This is a genomic window from Spirosoma pulveris, from assembly GCF_054781875.1.
In genome coordinates, this window is record NZ_BAAGTO010000001.1 from 816,353 (window position 1) to 836,431 (window position 20,079).

Sequence of the window (20,079 nt, forward strand, 5' to 3'; positions counted from 1 at the left end):
CGATGCAGGCAATATGATGTAGGATATAGGATGTATGATGTATTGCTTTCCCGCCAGCTGCATCCTGCCTCATATAGCCTATATCATACATCCTGTATCCTATATCATACATAAACTATGGCTTTATTAGGTAGTATGCTCAAAAACGGGATTCGGTTAACGAATGTCGTCCGACTGCGAACGTTCAGTCCTGTTCGCCAGCAGCGCAAAGTCTTCCGGAAGCTCATCCGAAAAGCACAGTTCACTAAATTCGGTGAAGCGTACCAATTTGACGACCTGCTCCGTGCGGCCGAGTTTGGCAACGATCGCGAATATTACCAAAAGTACAAGCAGCACGTACCCATCCATGACTACAATAAAATGTTCGATGGATGGTGGAAACAGACACTGGCCGGTGAGAAAAACGTGGCCTGGCCGGGCCGGGTCAAATACTTCGCCCTCAGTTCGGGCACTTCAGAAGCGGCTACCAAGTATATACCCGTTACGAAGGCCATGTCCAAGGCTATCCAGCGTACCAGCATCCGCCAGATTCTGACGCTGGGTAAATACCAGAACTTACCCTCAACCCTGTACGAGAAAGGCTGTCTCATGCTTGGTGGCAGCACAGACCTGAGCGTCCGGGAGGGTCACTATGAAGGCGATTTAAGCGGTATAACCGCCAGCAAAATTCCGTTATGGTTCGAGCGGTTCTACAAACCAGGACGGGATATTGCTCAGGAGCGGGACTGGGCGCTCAAGCTGGATGAAATTACGGAACAGGCTGCCAGTTGGGACATTGGTTATGTAGTGGGTGTACCCGCCTGGATTCAGTTGCTGATGGAGAAAATCATTGCCCGTTACAAGGTAAAGACCATTCATGACATTTGGCCCAACCTGATGGTATTTTGCCATGGGGGTGTTTCGTTCGAACCATACCGGCAGGGTTTTGAGAAACTCCTCGCCCACCCCATCACCTACATCGAAACCTATCTTGCTTCGGAAGGTTTCATTGCCTACCAGACCCATCCTAATGCAGAAGGGATGCAACTGGTGTTGAACAACGGGCTTTTTTTCGAGTTCATCCCGTTTAATGAGCAAAATTTCTCGTCAGACGGCGAGCTCACCGAGACGCCCGAGACCCTCATGATCGACGAGGTGGAAGAAGGCAAGGAATACGCCCTTCTTATTTCAACCTGCTCGGGTGCCTGGCGTTACTTAATTGGCGACACCATACGATTTGTCGATAAGAAAAATGCAGAGATTGTCATCACGGGACGGACCAAGCATTTTTTAAGCTTATGTGGCGAGCACCTGTCCGTCGACAACATGAACAAGGCCATTGAAATGGTATCTGAAGAGTTGAGCATCTCCATTCGGGAGTTCACCGTTGCGGGCGTAACGCACGATACACTCTTTGCCCACCACTGGTATATCGGAACGAATGACGCGGTAGATGCCAACGCCCTTCGCGATCGTCTGGATGCCCGATTAAAAGAACTCAACGACGACTATGCCGTAGAGCGTAGGCACGCCCTGAAAGATATCAGCGTGACGGTACTTCCCACCCAAACTTTTTACGATTGGATGGCCTCCAGAGGCAAGATGGGTGGCCAGAATAAATTTCCCCGGGTCCTGAAAAAAGGTATGGTCGCAGAGTGGGAAGCGTTTTTATCTAAGGAGTGAGGAGTCAGGAGCGAGTATTGGGAGGCTGACACTATGTTATTGCTAACGCCGGTCCGCCCTCCCAATACTCGCTCCTGACTCTTATTACCCTCTTTCACCAGTTCAGCGCCTTCGACAGGGGTTCCAGCAGGCGGGTGTAGGCGATGTTGGCAGCTCCGATCAGAAAGACCACGCCGGTCGTGCGGTTGAAGATCAGAACAACACGCGGTGTGAAGAGTCGCTTGAGCCGGTTGGCGTAATAAGCCAGTGCCGATTCGGTCACAAAGACGCCAACGAGTGCGGCAATCATGAAGCCATACTGTTGTATTTCTGAGTAGTGCAGGTGTGAACGGATATAGGCAACGATAGCTACCCACGAAACGAAGTTTACGGGGTTGAGTGCGTTCAGAAAAAAGCCCGTTGTGAAATAGTAAACGAAATTACCGAAACTGGTTTTTGGATAGGCGAGCCGGGGTGTTCCTTTCAGGATATTGACCAGGCCCATGGCAACCAGAAAAATTACGCCAACGGCGGCCATGATGTTTTCAAAACCCTGCACTTTCGGGATAAAAGCGGTACCCAGCAGAGCGGCCAGAACAAAGAGCGTATCGCCGGTAATAACCCCCAGAACGATCTTCATGCCCGAGCGAAACCCATTGTCAACGCTGTTTTGGATCAGGGCAAAGAATACCGTTCCGAACGTCAGGCAAAGCGCAACGCCCACCAGGAAACCGAAAAAAATTGGTAAGAACACAGATAGTTTATTGTTTGAAGTTTATCGTTTGTGGTTTGTCAGTTGATGCGCTGGGTAACCTTTACAGAACATCATCTAACAAACCACAAATACCACACTAAGTTTAGATTCCCCGCAGTCGGGCAACAATCAACAGCGCGCTTACACTCAAGGCGTCAGTAATCCGGCTGGTCATTGCCATGTCAATAGCCTCGGTGAGCGGGAGTTTCCACAGGCGCAGGTCTTCGGTATCTTCAGGTTCATGCTCGCCTTCTGTCAGGTCTTCCGCTATGTACAGGAATCCTTCTTCGTCGGTAGCTGAATTTGAGGTATGAATGCGGGCTATTTCCGTCCAGGTTTTCGCTTCGAGGCCCGTTTCTTCTTTAAGTTCCCGCTTGGCTGAATCAAGAGGAACCGTACCCAGCGGAGAACCTCCTTCGGGTATTTCCCACGAATATTCATTTAATGCATAGCGGTACTGCCCCACCAGATAGGTGTTGCCGTCGGCATCAATGGGAACTACGCCAACGGCTTTGTTTTTAAAGCTGACAACGCCATAAATTCCGGGGGTTCCGGCGGGCGTTATCACCTCTTCGTGACGGATTGAGAGCCAGGGATTTTCGTATGGTACGGATGAATTGAGCGTCTGCCAGGGGTTTTCAGTCGATTTCATATCGGCGAAAGTACGAACAATACCCATACGAATTGTTAGCTTTGCAGTATCTATCATCTATTCTATAAGGCTTCATGAGCGCCAGCCAACAAACTAAATACCGCTGGATGGGCATCTCGCTGGGACTGAGTATTACGCTGCTGGCACTCAAATTCACGGCCTACTTTCTAACCTATTCAACGTCTATTCTAAGTGATGCCGTTGAGTCGATCGTGAACGTAATTGCCAGTGGTTTTGCCTTTTACAGTATTTATCTGGCCGGTCAGCCCCGTGACTTGAACCACCCCTACGGGCACGGGAAAATAGAGTTCCTGTCCTCGGGCTTTGAGGGTGCCATGATCCTCTCGGCAGGCCTGGTTATCGTCTGGCAGGCTGTTCTTAGCTTTTTTGAACCGAAAGAACTCACCAATCTGGATTGGGGGTTTGTTCTGATTGGTATCACAGCCGTAGCAAACGCCTTTGTGGGCTGGATGCTCATCCGGTCGGGTACCCAGACGGATTCGGCAGCCCTTACTGCCGATGGCAAACACCTGCTCACCGACACCTTCAGCAGTGTGGTCGTTATGGCGGGCGTTGCGCTGGTGGGCTACACCGGTAAACATTGGATCGACAGTGCGCTTTCCGTCATCCTTTCCATTGTTATTATTTACAATGGGTTTCAGATTACCCGTCAGTCGGTGGCACGGCTCATGGACGAAGCCGACGTGCCCACCCTTCACCGGGTTGTTACCCTCCTGAACGTCCACAAAGACCATAACTGGATCGACGTTCATAACTTACGGGTTCAGAAATACGGGGCCGATCTGCATATCGACTGCCACCTTACGCTACCCTATTACTGGACACTGACGCAGGTACACGAAGAGGTGCATCATTTTGAAGACACCCTCAAAGACGGCTTCCGGGGCGAAGTCGAAATTTTTGTACATACCGATCCATGCGAGAAAGAGTGCTGCCATTACTGCCGCGTTGCTGACTGCCCCGTTCGGGCCGCTGCTTTCGTCAACGACATAGACTGGAATGCCGACAATCTTCCCCTTAATCAGAAGCATTTTGTTGCCCTCGTCTGACCTAACCGCTGGGGAAAAACTATCGGCCACCTAGACAGACGTTTTTGAACTTTCCGAAGGTATAACGCAATTCAATTATAGCCGCTTACCGACCGGTATAGCCAGGCATGACTCGCTCAAGAAATTTCCTACGAATCTTCATCTTGTAAAAGCCGTATCAATTCTTAGTAGCCTGTTGCTAGGCTCGTTAGCAGCTATTGCCCAATCAACTGACATTCATTTATTGGCCCTTGGCAATGCATTTGAGGAGGCTGTGACAAATCTTCGCTGAACGTGAATCCTTCGTACGGCGATGCAACAGATATTCACCTTGTCTATGAACAGCACAAGTCGGGTGGCCCGACTTGATGATTTTGACAAAAAAGAGTCCAATGGCTATGTACGGGCCAATCAAAATAAATTCTATTTGACTTCCTATACTACGGACCTTAACCGCCCCGTCGCGACTATTACCCAAACGTTTTGGCTTACAAAAGCCGTGAATGTTGTTTTCGAAATGAATTGATCGCGGATACTTGAGGCATTACTTTCTATATTTTTATCAGAAAAGTTGTATTTTATCTTTTTATTTACCAATTTTGTTCCACATGTTGCTAGGGCAGCACACAAAATTGCTTTTTTCAATTCAGGTTGTATTCAAAATACAGCAAAAAACGCCTTCTCCCTGAGGATTGAGGGCGTTTTTTCTTTTATACAGACGGGAAACTATTGCTTTTGTTTCTGCTGAAAAAGGCTGAAGACCGCAGCTATTTATCACAAAGAAATGCTGTACGGCGACAGTAGTAAGAAGCAGGTATTTACGCGTCAGACAGCCTCTGTATGTTGGAGAGGAAGGGGTCTGACAGTCACAAACCGTTTCAAATCAGAAATAGGCAATTCGATATATTTCCAGGATAACCAGGCTATGCCAATTAGCAGGGCCATGCCGCCTGCAATAAAACTGTACTGTGAGCTGCGAATAAATGACGGCAGATGAGCACTAATCGGCTTTAAAAACTCCCAGAAATAGATGTAAAAAACCAAATGATAGAGGTAGATACCATAGCTAATTTTTCCAATAAAGAGTAAGAATTTATTTCTAAATAAGAACGAAAATGGGTAACTGGAACGAGTACCCATCATCATAAAGTACGTAATCAACGAAATCGTTATCAGTGCCACCAAAGTTCTGTTATAGAGCGGGATGTAGCCATCGCCAAGACCGACTGAATTGCATATAATTTGCAGGAAACTTACGATTCCTACAGGCAACAAAATTTTATGGACCCGATTGAGCCATTCCGGCTTGAATGTAATCAGCCAGGCCAGGAGAGCACCCAGTCCGAGTGTATCCAAAACTGTGTAAGGCAGTATGTGTGCAAAATCATCAGAGGGAGACATACGCTGGCTTACTATGCCAACAATGACCATTGAAGCGATGGCAGGCAACAAGTACTTCCTGCTCGTTAACAGAATGAGTAAGGGCCAAAGTAAATAGAACTGTTGCTCAACACCCATTGACCATAAATGGCCCATATCCCCCCACTCCTTATGAATATAGATGTAAAAATTAGTAGTAAAAGTCAGGCAACTTAGATACCCCATTGGTGCCCGACTACCTGGAATCAGTAGATAAGTCAGTAGAATCGTTAGGTAGTAGGCTGGAAATATGCGTAAAGCTCGCTTAATGAAAAAGGTCCTGTATACCACATAATAGGGAAGAGCCAATTTTTCTGCCTTGAGCCGATCATTTAATAAAATTTTGGTAACCAGAAAGCCGCTGATCGTAAAAAATATATTTGGCGCATCAACCCATTCTGATAAATTGTTCAGCAGGCTGCCACCAGGAAACCAGTGATTCATAATGACCGACATAATCGCCAGAGCTCTTAGCGCGTCCAGCTCTTTTATGTACTTCATGTGGTTTCAATGTAAATTATGAAAAACAGAAATCACCACACAATCCATCCACCACACTTTATATTAATAAATACTATTTACAGGATACTTATTAATAAATAATTCATAATAATAAGGGAATTATTACATACTTAGGAAAGTTTTTGATGTCTACTTAACATTATTTTAAAATACTTTCCCTTTACAATATATCTATACGTTTTCCGGAAGTATTCTGTGGCATCCTGAACCACTGCTTTTTGTACTGAAGAACTATCGCTTTCCCGGATGATTATCGATACCAAGATTAAGGGAAATTTTAGGACAGTTATATGACGGAATGCCTATACGTCTCAGCTGCATAGCCTCATTGGTACGGTTTCGGGATTTCCTATTCATTAATAGAACCGTAGCAGACAGATCCTGCCTGCTATAAACCGGTGTCCAACTTTCCAGGTACCTTTTACCATTCAGTAATAGGTCCGAATGCTGACAAACGCCTTAGTCATGTACATGCCACCACGATTGACAGCATAGCTGCCAAGGAAGGAGTAGTTACGCGGAGCTACTTATCGTCCGCAAATACCCTTATAATCACAAAAATGGCAGGTCTCGATCTGGTCTGTTTTTTTGAACGGTTGTTCTGGATCGAGCAGTTGTTGTATCAGTTGACGAAGTAAATCCTCCGAATCTTCAATGTATTGACTTGGGCTATCGTTGTCACCAAAGCGAACGGGATTTGTTTTAAAGCCCCCATCCACATCCCGGAACGAATAAAAGCCAGCTTCGACAGGCATACCGTCGGCCTTAAAAATATCCCGTTTGGCCCGGTCGCGGGGTAAGCCCCCGTACTCACTAATATTTTTTAGGGCCAGATACCGGTACAGCCACAACTGTCGCATCTTACCGGCATCGTCGCCCCCATCGCTCAGCAATCGATCGCTCAGGTCTTTGGGCGTTTTTTCGGACAGTTTAACCTTGCCCGTTTTATAATCGACAATTCGAATTTGATCACCCAGACGTTCGATACGGTCCACTTTTCCCGCAATTCGTACCCGAATAGTCCCCCGCCCCTCTATGGGTACAGTAAGGTAAGTTTCGAGGGTTTGCTCCGTCCCGATGACCGTTAATCCGGGCAACGCATTCTGTTGCCGCTGAAAGTCGAGCATTAGTTTCTGCGCCAGATCGTAAAGCAGCAGGTTCATACCCGATTCAATAACCCGGCCCTTATTGGTACTGGCAAACTCTTCTTCGAGCAGCGTTTTAATGATCGACTCGTCGATGGGCAGAGATTTCAGGCGGTACTCAAGGTCCAGCCGCTCCATCACTTTGTGCAGCCAGCTGCCGAACTCGGCCGCTCCCATTTTTTCTTCGATATCTTCTTCTTCGCTGATGTTTACAATCCGGCTAAAGTAAAACCGCATGGAACAACTTACGAACTGGTTCAGATAAGAAGGATACAAGCCTTTCGTGATGAGCAGGTTAATGAGATCGTCGCGCACCGATTCGGTTTTTGGCACATTCAGCTCGGTCAGACTGGTTTCCTTTTTCTCACTTTCCTTACCGAACCGAACCGTTGGGTAGCTTATCCGAATGCGCCCATTCGCGCGGGGCACCAGCTCGTGTTCCAACTGGCGAATAAAGCGGCTTGGCTCCCCTTTGCTGTTCCCGTATGCATCGGTAGAGGTTGTGTACAGAAGCACCACTTCGCTGGCCCGTTGCAGCAGCCGGTAAAAGTGGTAGGCCATCACGGCTTCCTGTTCGCTGTAGGTTGGCAGTTTTATATTCTCATCGGCCGCTATATCGAACGGGATCAGTGAGTTTAGTTTTCTGGACTGCGGCAGAATTCCTTCGTTCACCGACAGGATAATCACCCGATCAAAATCCAGAACCCGTGTTTCGAGCATACCCATGATCTGCAACTGGCTCTTTCCCTCACTGGTAAACGGAATGCTCGTTTGCCGGATCAGTTCGTACAGAAACTGTTTCAGGCTGCGCACGGTAACAGCGGCCGACGGTTCATGCACATGAAGCAGGGGAGCCGGGAAGCCCGCATCCAGGATAACAGCCCCCCCCTTCCCCCTATTTCGTGCCTTGGGCACCGGTACTCCACGCCCGGTTCCCTGTGTTCCTTCACCCTGCCTGTCCAGCGTTGCTTCCAGTTGTTTGAGCAGGGTAAAGAAAAGGTAGAGGTACTCAATCTCGATGGCATCCTGACTGGTGCGATACACATCACGCAGCAACTCGATCAGGTCATAAAACGTGCGAATGGCTTTCATCGGCTCCTCATTGGGCCACCGTCTGAACAGCACCCGCACGAGTGGGTCATCCTGCCCTAACTCCAGCATATCCCGCTCGGTCAGGTAAACACGCTGATTTTTAACAATCTCTTTGGCAATCCACTGAAAGAGTGGTTCGGGGGGCAGAACTTCGCCCGTTGGCAAGACATTGCCCGGCCACATCAGCCCCCGGATACGCTCGTACTGTTTCAAAAACGGATGATTGAGCAGCTTCACTACATGGCGGTGGTGAAACTTGGGAATCTTGAGGTCGCGCCCGTCTTTGGTCCGAAACTCATGGACTGTCCGCTGCATCTCAAACAGCGTATCGACCAGCGTAAATAACAGCGACGAACGCAACGACAAACCCATAGTGACGTTCAGGTCGGTTACGTTTTCATCCAGCGCGTACAATACCGGCACCAGGAGCGTTTCGTCAGCCAGCACGATAGCGGTCTTCGGCGGGGGCGTTGAAGAATTGCCCTGCCCTGTGTTGTCGGCCCGTTGCCATTCACTATAAATCTTACCAGCTACCTTGGTTTGCATGCTGGCATTAGGCACCCCAACGACACGTATGTTCTTTTCAGAACCGAGCAGGTTGTTGGACAGCTGCGCCAGATCGGCATGGTTTTGTTTCGAAAAAAGCCAGCCATTGTCCTTGTATCGTCGCAGAAATTCGCCGGCTTCCTGCCGCCGGTCATTCATGTAATATAAGTCAGTATCCCAGATCAGTTCGGCTTTTTTGGCATCGACCAACACCCGGATAATTTGCTCTTCTGCTTTACTCAGGGCATTAAACCCTACGAAATAAATGCGCTCATAGGCCAGGTTATCACGAATCAACGGTTCAACCTGCTGCGCCAGTATCCGGTAGGCCATTCCCCGATAGGCCAGTCGCTGCTCATTCAGGCGCTGGTGCAGGGCATGGTAGGCCGTATGTATATTCTCGAAAAGTTTGAAGTATCGGGTTGTGCCGGGCGTTTCGACAATTGGTTTGGCAGATGACGGCATGTCGACCTGCCAGCGTTCGAGTGCCTTGGCGGCCGTCAGGTAGCTGAATAATTCGTGGGGATTAACGAGGTATTGATCAATACGGTCGAAATCGGAGAGCAGTATGGACGCCCAGCCGATAAACTGCTCAAACTCAACCAGCGGGTCAATCTCCTTGAAAACGTCGTATAGCTCGAAAAGCAAACTAACCGAATCGATCAGCTGAACGCCCGCTGCCTGGGTGATAAAATCGTCGACAGCCAGTGTGTGTGGAGCCAGAAAAGGTCTGTCAGAAAGGGCGGCCAGTTCATCCAGAAAGGTGGATACAGCCCGGCGGGTAGGCAAGATCACCCAAACGTCGTTTAAACTGGGACCGTGGGTATCAAAAATGCGTTGGGCCGTTTGTTGAAGAAAAGTCATTAGTTGTCGGTGAGTCGGATTCGTTTTCAGCCGAACAGTAAAGATACAACTTGTCATTCACTGACCAGCCTTTTTACCCGTCAACTCTTTCAATGCATTCGATCACCCCGCACGGCCATCGTGGCCATAATGTCGGCCTCTACGGCAAGAAATTCCTTCCAGCGTTCTCGAACGCGGCTGGCGGGCAGGTAGGTTTCCGCCAGTTCAATAAAGGTGCGGTAATGCCCGGCTTCCGAAATCATCAGTTCCCGGTAAAACTTGCGTAAGCTCTCATCGGCAATATGTTCCGAAAGCAGCTTGAAGCGCTCGCAGCTCCGAGCTTCGATCAAGGCATTGATAAGCAGGTTGTCCATCAGTTGTTCATGCTGATCCCCAATAGACCGGCGCACCCGCGACCGCAGTTCATTCACGTAATCGTCTTTGCGCTGTCGTCCCAGCTTGATGTTCCGTTTGCGCAGTTCTTTCAATACCCGCTGAAAGTGCCCCCATTCTTCGGCAACGATGGGTGTCAGCACTTCCACCAGCTCGACTTTATCGGTATACATGACAATGAGCGATATGCACGACGAAGCGGCTTTCTGCTCGCACCAGGCATGATCGATCAGAATTTCACCGATATTCATACCGGCAATGTCGACCCAGCGCGGGTCGGTGGGGAGTTCGAGACCTAAGGTCGTAAGCGACATAAGGCTTAATGGTTTTCAGTGATGGATACAGCAAAGATAAACATACAGTCACTACTATGATTCGAGAAACGTTTCTCCTGTTAGCCGGCTGGCTGGTTATGGGTACACTCTTATTTCCGGGTTGTCGGCAGCGGACGGATACATCGAACGTCAGCACTGTTATCGATATCAATCCCGCAAAGCTGCCTGCCTTACAGCCCGGTGAAGCCGTAGCCACATTTGCGGGTGGTTGTTTTTGGGCCGTTCAGGAGGAAATGCGATTATTAAAAGGGGTCCGAACTGTTGTTTCGGGCTATGCGGGTGGCGACCTTGCCTTCCCGACCTACGAGCAGGTGGGTACCGACCAAACCGGCCACGCGGAAGCCGTTCAGGTGTATTATAATCCTTCGGTTATTTCGTACGACGTTCTGCTGGATGCGTTCTTTGCCGGTCATGATGCCACGCAGCTCAATCGGCAGGGGCCTGATATTGGCAGACACTACCGGTCGGCTGTTTTTTATCGAAATCCAGGCGAAAAAGCCCGTGTCAACGCGGCTATTCAGCGTGAAAACGTGTCAGGGCACCACCAGGGCCGGGTTGTTACACAGGTCGTGCCTTTAGCGGCCTTCTACCCTGCTGAAATGTATCACCAGGATTACTACCGCCATAACCCGTACAACATGTACATTCACCTCGTTTCGGAGCCAAAAGTAGACACCTTCAGGGAACGGATGGAAAAGTGGCTCCGTGAGTAAGCAGTGACTTAATACCAGGAGTTGCTGTCTTGTATACGGAACAGTCAGGATGAAAAAGAGGGTATGAAGGCTTATCGACTAATACGGGCCAGAAACCGTCATGCCCTGTAGCATTTTGTCAAGTCCCGTAACCGTTCGGCCAAATATGGTATTGTAGGAATGGGGGGAACCTCGTAACATTGCTCAGTCTTTCAACGAACGGGCATCCCACTACCGGGCGACCCCGAAACAACAGACAACTATGCCAGAGCCTGATAAATCACTTGGTCGCAAAATTCTGGGTTTCTTCGTCAAAGAAGAGGAGCCCGCTGTCGCTACAGGAACGCCACCGGCACCCGCACCGGCCACTCCCCGCCCTTCGCCACCCGTTACGGATTCACCGACTATTCCTTCCGCACCAGCAGCAGATGGCGCTACTATTGGTACGACCGGGGCTATAGACCCGAAATTTGCCGAGCATTTCGCCAATGTGCTGGCGCAGAATAATCCGCCCGGTCCTGACTATTTCGAATTTCGCGAAACCCTGCGGAGCCTGAGTAATTTAGGATTACCCGAAGATAAACAGTTTCAGGCAGCCTGGGCGAGTTTCAAAGCCCTGGGGGGCGGCAGCGACCCAAACATACTGAATAACACAGCGAATGGGTATATTTCGGCACTCAACAAAGACCGGGATGGGTTTAGCAAAAGCGTTGAAAACGCCCTGGCAGAACGCGTGGGCGGTTTACAAAATGAAGAAAAACGCCTGCAAACGGAAAACAATGCGCTGGCAAACCAGTTGGTTGAGATTCAGAAACAGATTGATGCTAATACAAACCGCCTGACAGCCATTACCGGTGAAATCTCGGAACAAAGTGCTAAAATCACCCAAAACCGGCAAAATTACGACACTACATTTGCCCATTTTGTGAACCAGATAAAAGACGACATCGCCAAAATGGCGCAATACCTGAAATGATTTACAAAATAAAATGACGTGCTGTGCTGCTTAATTGACGGCTGCTATCAAAACCTGATTACCCATTTTGTAAGTCTTCATTACTGTTAAAAATTGTAAATCCTTACATGGCAACTCCTGATTTTTCCCAACTTGGCGGCAGTGCAGACGCAGAAAAGCGTTCGTTCTGGAGCCGCCCCGAAGGTATTCTGGGCATGATTGTGCTGGCCGGTATGGCCGGTTTTGGCCTCGTCTACTTCAACCGAATCATTGAATTCCTGATTCGGGTAACGTCAAACATCCTCGAGCTATCGCTACTGCTGGGTGCGCTTGGGGTTCTTATTTTCCTATTTACCAGCAAAGATGTTCGGACGGCGGTATTCTTCCTGTTCAAATCGCTGATGCGGAGTATTACAGGTACGGTTATTCAGTTGAACCCAATTGCAATCATGAAAATCTACATTCAGGATTTGAAAGACAAGCGGGAGAAAATGCAGGGCCAGATCAACATCCTGGCCGGGCAACTGGTAAAACTGAACAAGAAAATCAACGAAAACAACGAGACCATTAAGCAGAAGTTTGCCGAAGCCAATAAGGCTAATTCACTGAGCGACAAGCCTGGTATGCGCGAAACAGCTCAACTGGCAACGATTGAAGGGGCTGGCCTGCAGGAAATGAACGAAAAACTGCTACCCCTTCAGCGGAACATGAAAAATGTACTGGCGTTTATGGAAAAGGTCAACCAAAGCGCCGACTATATCATTAAGGAAACTGAAATTAAAGTACGTCTCAAGGAAACTGAGTACCAGATCGTTAAAGACAGCTCGAACGCGCTTAAAACGGCGGTGAGCATCTTCAAAGGCGATCCGGACAAAAAGTTCTATTTCGATCAGTCGATGGAATATATTCAGGATGACATGAGCATGAAACTCGGCGAAATGAAACGGGCGATGGACCTTTCGATGGACTTCATTAATGGTGTCGACATTCAGAACGGCATCCTGTCCGACAAAGGCGAGGCTTTACTGGAGGCTTATAATAAAGGGGAGTTTAAGATGGTACAGTTGGATGCTCCGGCCCAGCCCATCAACCTCGGCCCCGCTCCGCAAAAAGACGCCGGGTATAAAAATTTGCTTGACTAATTCTTACGTGTGAACAAGTGAATGGGCGAACTTTTATGAACGCCGATCCCCATTCACTCCTTCGTTCTTGCATTCTTTCACTCTTTCACTCTTTACATTATGCAACGCTTAACCGTAGCCGGCCGGCTGCTTATTACGGCCCTGATCCTGGCCGCTGCTTTCTTCGCTTTCCGTTATTTTGGCGGTAATGAAGCCCTACGCAAACTCGCGCCTAAAGACAAAGAATACACAGAATCGGAAACGATGCCCCGTGCTGACGATAAAACTGCGGAGGCCGCCGTTGAAGAGTCAAGTGCATCTACTTCGGGTTCGTCGGAGAGTGAAGCCAGCGATCAACCCCGCCAGTCGTTCAGTTACACGGCCCCCGAACCACAAAACGGAAAACTTAAAGGTGTCGTTGAATTAGGCGCCAGCGGGTTTAACTCATTCATTGTTCGAATTGACGACCAGAAACGCTGGAAGCTCGAAAAAGCTGAATTCAATAATAGCCTTGTTATGGAAAATATGGCTACAGACGAAGACATTCGAACGGGACTGAAAAGCTACATCGGCAAAATGCTGGATTTCGGGGTGGGTGGCCGTGATATTCAGTTCGTGGTTAGTTCGGGGGCCGTGAAGGCGGAGGGAACGCCAAAGATCATCCGAGTCCTGAAGTCGTTGAATTACGTGGTGAACATTGTTACCCCCGAGCAGGAAGGGTCTCTGGGACTAAAAGCCGTGCTGCCTGCTGATTTCTACGATAATTCATTTGTAGTCGATATTGGCTCCGGCAACACGAAGATTTCCTGGAAGGAAGGCAGCACTACCAAAGCATTAGAAACGTATGGTGCCAAATATTTTCAGAACAACACCAGCGATGAAACCGTTGCGACGGAGGTAAAAGCCAAAGCAAAGCAAGTTCCGGCCGACCAACGTAAAACCTGCTTTATTATTGGCGGTGTACCCTTCGAACTGGCCAAAGCCGTTCGGAAAGATAAAGAGCGGTATACAGTTCTGGATGCCCCATCGGCTTATAAACTGGAGAATGCGAAGTCTAAAGCAGGGCTTACTATTTACCGATCCATTGCCGAAGCAACCGGCTGCAATCAGTTCGTTTTCGACTGGGATGCCAACTTCACAATCGGGTATTTATTGACCATAAAGTAAGGTCGACAACTCGGTCCGTTGATTAAGAGAAGCGACGGGTGTACGTAATCAAGTCAGAAAGTACTGCGCAGAATGCCTAACTTTGAGGTATGTGCATGCTCCGCTTGATCACGTACACCTTTCTATTTTCGTCTTATACCAACTATCGTTATGACGCTTCGAGATGTATTTGAGACCTTATCCGGCCAGCCTATACTTCTGTTTTTGCTCTTGATGGCCATTCCTACTGGAGCATTTTTAATTAATCTTTGGTCGGGTGAAACGGCCGAAGAAATCTGGAAATGGCGGTACGTATACGCCGTCTTAGCGTACATAGCCTGTATTCCGGGAATGTTTGCCCTCACGCTGAACATCTATCTTTTTCTGTTTGAGCGCCAGAGCATCTGGGATATGAATCTGGCACTACAGGTGCTGCCCATTTTAACAATGGTGGCTACTCTGATGCTCATTAAACGAAAGCTGCCTTTCAACTACATACCGGCTTTCGGGAAGTTATCCAACTTTCTGACGATGATTACGGCACTTATGGGGCTTCTCTGGCTCATCGATCGTACCCGTATTTATGCCATTTCCTACGTTCCCTTCACTTATATTCTGGTTGGTTTTATCGCGTTACTGCTTATCGTCCGCCTTGCCTGGAATCGAATTTTTTAATCGTAAAGAACCTATCACAGCTGACGAAACAGGAAACAGCCTCACATAAAGTATGTACATCCCTATCTTGACAAATTCTTTCCCTAGTATGTCAATCCGGGTATGTATCCTGCTTATTGGCCTATGGGCTGCCTGCAGCGGCTGTCGGTCGGCAGCGGATATGGCTATTCCACCCGCTTACGACTTTATGCCGCTTGAAACGGGCCGGTATATTATCTTCGACGTGCAGGAAATACAGTACGCCCGTAGTACCTCTCCGCTCCTGCGCACGTACCGACTGAAGGAAACAATTGGTCCGGCTTACACCGATGTTACCGGGCAAGTGGCCTACCGTCTTCTGCGCTATCGACAAATCAGCAATGGTCAACCCTGGCAGCCCGATTCGATCTGGTCGGTCCGGTTGGTCAATAATGAAGTAATCCGCACAGAAAACGGTCAGGATTTTGTTAAACTCCTGCATCCGGTAAGTGATGGTTTGCGCTGGAACGGAAACCGGTATAACCTGTTTGGACCCGACGGCTATGAAGCCCGCAACGTTGGGGCGTATTTCAACGTATCGGGGAAAGAATTCCGGAAAACAGTTACGGTGGTTTCCCGGAATGATTCAACGCTGATCGAACAGACCAAACGTATTGACGTCTACGCTCATCAAATCGGAATGATCTATAAAGAACGTACGTATCTTCAATTTTGTACCGACACCCCGGCTTGTTCAGGCAAGAACCAGATTGACTATGGTCTACGGCAAATCTATCGCATTCAGACGTATGGAAAGGAATAAGGTAAGTTTTCTTTTAGTGGTTCTCTTGCTTTGTCAGGTAACGGGTTTTGGGCAGACGACCCGGAAGTTTCTGGTTTTACTGCGCGACAAAGCAAACTCACCCTATAGTCTAAGCCGTCCGGAGCAGTTTCTCTCGCAACGGTCTATCCTGCGTCGGCAAAAGCAGAACATCAGCATTCTGGAGCGCGACCTACCCGTTAATCCGGCTTATGTATCGCAAATTCAGCAGGCCGGAGCCAAAATATGGTTTACCTCACGCTGGCTCAACGCTGTTCTGGTTGAGGCTACAGATGCGACGATAGCCGCCGTTCAGCGACTCCCCATCGTGAAAGGGTTGGAATTTGGCCGCTCGCTGGCCAATGCCCGCCCCAGTGCCGATAAGCAAACGTCGACAGCCAAAACAGTTGGTTCCTTTAGCGCTACTGCCGACACGCCCCTGGATTATGGCAATTCACAAGCGCAGATAACTCAGTTGGGGGCCGATAAAATGCACCAGCAGGGGTATCATGGCGAAGGGATGCTTATTGGCGTTTTGGATGCGGGCTTCCTGAATGGGAACAAAGTAGGCTTTCTGAAACCACTTTTTGATGAGAACCGCATTCTGGCAACCTACGACTTCGTTAAAAAAGAAACGAGTGTCTATGAGGATGATTCGCACGGTCTCTCCTGTCTATCTGCCATTGCCGCCACTGCCGACAAGCAACTGTACGGCACTGCGTACAAAGCATCTTTTGTGTTGATTCGTACCGAAGATGCCGCCACGGAAAAGCAGATCGAAGAAGCGAATTGGGTTTTAGGGGCTGAATATGCCGATAGTGTTGGCGTGGATGTCATCAGCTCATCGCTGGGCTACACCCAGTTCGATGAGGCAACTACCAGCTATACTTATCAGAACCTGGATGGCAAAACAGCCCTTTCGACCCGGGGTGCACAGATTGCGACCGAAACAGGTATGGTCGTCGTAGTGGCTGCTGGCAACGAAGGAAGCAGCGCCTGGCGTTACCTGTCCGCTCCATCCGACGCAGCTTCCGTACTGGCGATCGGTGCCGTCACACAAACCGGTTTGCGGGCATCGTTCAGTTCGTTCGGCCCGTCGGCAGATGGGCGGGTCAAACCCGACCTGGCAGCTCGTGGACAGGGCACTATCGTAGGCAGTCCGGGTGGGCAGATCGTTTCCGGAAACGGCACTTCGTTTGCAACACCCTTAGTTGCCGGACTTGCGGCCGGTTTCTGGCAGGCACACCCTCAACTCACGGCCACTCAGGTAGTCGACGCCCTGCGCCGATCGGGGAACCAGTTTGGAAGCCCTGACGACCAGCTAGGGTATGGCATCCCTAACTTTGAGCGCGCATCAGTCCTCGCCGAATCGTACGGACAGCTGCTGGTTTTCCCAAATCCCTTCAGCGATGAACAACCTCTGGGTGTTCAGTGGGGCGAAATTGCCCCCAACACACCACTTGACGCCACGCTGACGAATGCGGCCGGACGTATTATCTGGCAGAACCGGTTTACATCGGCCGGACTAACTGCTTTCACGTTACCGTTCCTGAATTTATCGGCTGGCATGTACGTTATGACCCTCGTTTCTGGTGATAAGAAACGGACCGTCAAGCTGGTAAAACAGTAGCGAGTTTCTGAATTAGCTGGCTTTGGGAGGGAAAGGCAGAAGATCAGGCCGGGTATAATGCCCGATCACATCGAAATCGAGCTTGCTCTTCAGCACTTCATCCAGGTCCAGATCAGCGGTTAAAATGCCCTCTTTGTCCCAGAGCGGACCAGCAATAAATCCACCCTGCGGTGAAACAATGGCACTTCCGCCCCGACTCAACAATATGTCTTCATCCGTCAAAAACGTCTGATACTCTTCCGGGTAATCAGATCGGGTGAAGAATTGATTGCATCCCAGCACAAAGCATCGCCCCTCGCAGGCAATGTGCTGTAGCGTAGCAGGCCAGGTAGGCCGTGCATCGGCGGTAGGAGCCAGATAAAGTTGTGGAGCCTGCTGATAAATTTGCATCCGGGCTAGGGGCATGTAATTTTCCCAGCAGATTAACCCGCCCATTCGCCCGATTTCGGTCGCAAAAACGTTCATTGAATTTTCGCCGGTTCCTTCGGCCCAGACCAACCGCTCAACACCCGTCGGTTTGATTTTCTGATGCTTTCCCAGATAGCCTTCCGTCGGAGATATATACACGAGTGTGCAGTATAAACTCCCGTTCAGGGAGTCTCGTTCGGTGACACCAATGGCCAGATAAACGCCATTGTCGCGGGCAATTTGCGCCAAACGCTTTAACTCCGGGCTGGGTAATTGCAGGCTGTTTTGCCAGTATGTTTTATAAAGCTCGCGTCCGGCGTCGGTTCGTAAACCGATGGCGGCACCAAACGTAAACTTTCGGGGATAACCAGGAATAAACGATTCGGGAAAGAGCAGGAACTGGCAACCTTGCCGGGCACCGTCAATAACGAGTGATTCAAGTTTATCAATCGTTTTACCTATATCAAAAAATACGGGTGCTGCCTGAATTACCCCTACCTTAACCTTCATCGTTTTCGACGGCTCATTAGTTTGTACCCAAATGTACAAGTGGTTTCAGACAATTTTGTCGAAAACCACTTCTATACTCAACCCATTATAAACGGGACACCTGTTTAGGCTCGATAAAGATTGATAACCAGGTTCGGCGGGCGAGCCGGAAAAAGTAAGGCGTCAAGGCAATCAGCGTTGGCACCAATCCGATCAGATAGTAATCGAGGTCAACACCCAATCCCTGAACAACAATAAAGAACGTGAGAAGGGTATAGATGGTATAAAACGCGTAACTCACGAACATCGATGCCCAGTAAAAACCGGGTTCCGGCATAAAGTTCTCCCCACAATGGGGGCAGTGTTCATGCATCTTGTCAAAATCGCGGGTGAACGCACTGTTTCTTACAAAGAAATCACCTTCCCCACAACGTAGGCATTTATTATATAAAATACTGTGCAAACGGCTATTGGCTGACATGGCGATGTTTTTTTGTTTATGGTACATACCCAAGTTGCTAGGGCAGACGATAGAGTATGAACCCAGTGCAAAAATAGACTGCATCCAATTGTCATAAAAAGACAAACCAAGCCATCCATGGTACAAACCAACGATGATGTCAATAAGAGCCGTAACTCAAGGGCCGTGGTTGATTCACATTTTCATAGTCCTAAAAATAAAACGGGCCACCTGTACTTCAGGTGGCCCGTTTTGGCAATGACTGTAGTCTTTAGTTTCCAACGTTGGTATTGGTTGTATCCGTATTCTTTTGCTTTCTAACATAGTACTCATTCGAAGGCATAACTGGATTTGGTTCGCTTACCCGCTGGATTTTATAATTTCGGTCGGCCAGACTTGAAGCCGGCGTATGATCAACGGTTATACCACCCACCGGCTGAGCGTTTGGCATTTGATTTTTATAGTTTGCATACCGGGCATCGGTAGGCGTCGGCTGCTGTACGGCAACCCCCGCTTTGTTCTCCCAAGTCCGGGCTTTGGCTGCCATGTTCGGATGCTTGTAATTATGGGTCGAATACATCGGGTTATTCAATGGCTTTTTGTTTTCTCCATTCTGCGAAAAGGCCTGGCCCGATATCGCCAACAGGCCAATACCCACTAGTAGTGAAAATAAAGTTTTCATGGCTCTCTCTATGGTTTTGTTGTACGACAAATCTACTGATTCGCTCTCCTTATAAACAACAAAAATCACTACTATATTTATAGTTTTTACACTTTTTTGGCTAGCATCCGCAATATTGACGGTTCGTTAACAAGCTGTTCTGCCTTTTTGAGCGAAAACCATTGAATATTCGTAATTTCATCAGAATTACCAAACGGCTCTGATGGGTCGGCTTCAAACAAAAATCGAATGTCGTAATGGAGGTGAACGGGCACCTCCTTCCGGGCAGGAATCTCATGGATATCGACATCGAAAATGGCATTGGAAAGCAGGTTCAGAGAGGTAAGTCCGGTCTCTTCCTGAGCTTCCCGCAGGGCGACAGCCGCCACATCGGGATCACCATCGGCGTGACCGCCGGGTTGAAGCCAACGGTCAAGTTTTCGATGATGGATAAGGAGTATCTGCTGCCGGTCGGGACTGCAGATCCAGGCGGAGCCAGTGATGTGCCCAACAAGCAACGACCGATCGAAGCAATTGGGATTGGCCCGGACGAAGGCGATAGCTTCCTGTGTCATAGCCCGTTCCCGTTTATCGGCCGGGCTGTGTTGCTGAAGCAACGAAAGCAGGGATTTTCGATACATATGCTGGTTTTTGCGCAAAAAAGTCGCAATTT

Annotated in this window: 19 protein-coding genes; 10 read left to right on the forward strand and 9 right to left on the reverse strand. The window is 49.0% G+C overall.

All coding sequences use genetic code 11. The annotated features are described in order from the left end of the window. Positions 1-117: 117 nt before the first annotated feature. The gene (locus ACYVJM_RS03270) at positions 118-1,662 is read left to right on the forward strand and encodes a GH3 family acyl-acid amido synthetase (protein ID WP_461146769.1); all 1,545 of its coding nucleotides are present in this window, start codon (positions 118-120) and stop codon (positions 1,660-1,662) included. A 94-nt stretch (positions 1,663-1,756) separates the two neighbouring features. Here ACYVJM_RS03270 and ACYVJM_RS03275 read toward each other — a convergent pair whose 3' ends face one another. Together ACYVJM_RS03275 and ACYVJM_RS03280 are read right to left on the reverse strand one after the other, a co-directional pair. Next, entirely contained in the window at positions 1,757-2,395 is a 639-nt protein-coding gene (locus ACYVJM_RS03275; protein WP_012926261.1) for a LysE family translocator, read from the reverse strand. Between the two features lie 103 nt (positions 2,396-2,498). Beyond that, positions 2,499-3,047, reverse strand: coding sequence for an NUDIX domain-containing protein (locus ACYVJM_RS03280; RefSeq protein ID WP_461146770.1), 549 nt, complete (start codon positions 3,045-3,047; stop codon positions 2,499-2,501). Positions 3,048-3,121: 74 nt separating this feature from the next. On the opposite strand from ACYVJM_RS03280, the gene ACYVJM_RS03285 reads away from it, so the two are divergent. After that, positions 3,122-4,117 (forward strand): cation diffusion facilitator family transporter, encoded by a 996-nt coding sequence (locus ACYVJM_RS03285; protein WP_461146771.1) that lies wholly within the window; start codon positions 3,122-3,124, stop codon positions 4,115-4,117. A gap of 316 nt (positions 4,118-4,433) precedes the next feature. Beyond that, positions 4,434-4,622, forward strand: coding sequence for a hypothetical protein (locus ACYVJM_RS03290; protein WP_461146772.1), 189 nt, complete (start codon positions 4,434-4,436; stop codon positions 4,620-4,622). A gap of 299 nt (positions 4,623-4,921) precedes the next feature. Here ACYVJM_RS03290 and ACYVJM_RS03295 read toward each other — a convergent pair whose 3' ends face one another. From ACYVJM_RS03295 to ACYVJM_RS03305, 3 genes are all read right to left on the reverse strand, one after another. After that, positions 4,922-6,016 carry an acyltransferase family protein gene (locus ACYVJM_RS03295; protein WP_461146773.1) on the reverse strand — a complete coding sequence of 365 codons (1,095 nt, stop codon included), beginning with the start codon at positions 6,014-6,016 and terminating at the stop codon, positions 4,922-4,924. Positions 6,017-6,564: 548 nt separating this feature from the next. Next, entirely contained in the window at positions 6,565-9,684 is a 3,120-nt protein-coding gene (locus ACYVJM_RS03300; protein WP_461146774.1) for a PD-(D/E)XK nuclease family protein, read from the reverse strand. A gap of 89 nt (positions 9,685-9,773) precedes the next feature. Continuing rightward, positions 9,774-10,370, reverse strand: a complete 597-nt coding sequence (locus tag ACYVJM_RS03305) for a MiaE family protein (protein WP_461146775.1) — start codon at positions 10,368-10,370, stop codon at positions 9,774-9,776. Between the two features lie 56 nt (positions 10,371-10,426). Between ACYVJM_RS03305 and msrA the strand changes: the two genes are divergently transcribed. The 7 genes from msrA (at position 10,427) to ACYVJM_RS03340 (ending at position 17,388) form a co-directional block, all read left to right on the forward strand. Then, positions 10,427-11,104, forward strand: coding sequence for a peptide-methionine (S)-S-oxide reductase MsrA (gene msrA, locus ACYVJM_RS03310; protein WP_461146776.1), 678 nt, complete (start codon positions 10,427-10,429; stop codon positions 11,102-11,104). A gap of 241 nt (positions 11,105-11,345) precedes the next feature. Beyond that, positions 11,346-12,059: a hypothetical protein gene (locus ACYVJM_RS03315; RefSeq protein WP_461146777.1), complete on the forward strand. Its 714-nt coding sequence runs from the start codon at positions 11,346-11,348 to the stop codon at positions 12,057-12,059. A gap of 107 nt (positions 12,060-12,166) precedes the next feature. After that, complete coding sequence (locus ACYVJM_RS03320; protein WP_461146778.1) at positions 12,167-13,180, forward strand: hypothetical protein; 1,014 nt, start codon at positions 12,167-12,169, stop codon at positions 13,178-13,180. A 99-nt stretch (positions 13,181-13,279) separates the two neighbouring features. Then, complete coding sequence (locus tag ACYVJM_RS03325; protein WP_461146779.1) at positions 13,280-14,326, forward strand: hypothetical protein; 1,047 nt, start codon at positions 13,280-13,282, stop codon at positions 14,324-14,326. Positions 14,327-14,476: 150 nt separating this feature from the next. Then, complete coding sequence (locus ACYVJM_RS03330; RefSeq protein ID WP_461146780.1) at positions 14,477-14,980, forward strand: hypothetical protein; 504 nt, start codon at positions 14,477-14,479, stop codon at positions 14,978-14,980. An 88-nt stretch (positions 14,981-15,068) separates the two neighbouring features. Continuing rightward, a complete protein-coding gene (locus ACYVJM_RS03335; RefSeq protein WP_461146781.1) occupies positions 15,069-15,761 on the forward strand; it encodes a hypothetical protein in 693 nt (230 codons plus the stop codon). After that, on the forward strand, positions 15,748-17,388 hold the full coding sequence (locus ACYVJM_RS03340) for a S8 family serine peptidase (RefSeq protein ID WP_461146782.1): 1,641 nt from the start codon (positions 15,748-15,750) through the stop codon (positions 17,386-17,388). Before ACYVJM_RS03335 ends, ACYVJM_RS03340 begins: the two co-directional genes overlap by 14 nt. 12 nt (positions 17,389-17,400) lie before the next feature. Here the strand turns inward: ACYVJM_RS03340 and ACYVJM_RS03345 are convergent, their stop codons facing one another. The 4 genes from ACYVJM_RS03345 to ACYVJM_RS03360 form a co-directional block, all read right to left on the reverse strand. Further along, positions 17,401-18,306 carry a carbon-nitrogen hydrolase family protein gene (locus ACYVJM_RS03345; protein WP_461146783.1) on the reverse strand — a complete coding sequence of 302 codons (906 nt, stop codon included), beginning with the start codon at positions 18,304-18,306 and terminating at the stop codon, positions 17,401-17,403. A gap of 85 nt (positions 18,307-18,391) precedes the next feature. Continuing rightward, positions 18,392-18,658 (reverse strand): DUF983 domain-containing protein, encoded by a 267-nt coding sequence (locus tag ACYVJM_RS03350; protein WP_461146784.1) that lies wholly within the window; start codon positions 18,656-18,658, stop codon positions 18,392-18,394. A 358-nt stretch (positions 18,659-19,016) separates the two neighbouring features. Next, the gene (locus tag ACYVJM_RS03355) at positions 19,017-19,427 is read right to left on the reverse strand and encodes a hypothetical protein (RefSeq protein WP_461146785.1); all 411 of its coding nucleotides are present in this window, start codon (positions 19,425-19,427) and stop codon (positions 19,017-19,019) included. 86 nt (positions 19,428-19,513) lie between these two features. Further along, entirely contained in the window at positions 19,514-20,047 is a 534-nt protein-coding gene (locus ACYVJM_RS03360; protein WP_461146786.1) for an NUDIX hydrolase, read from the reverse strand. Between the last annotated feature and the right edge of the window lie 32 nt (positions 20,048-20,079).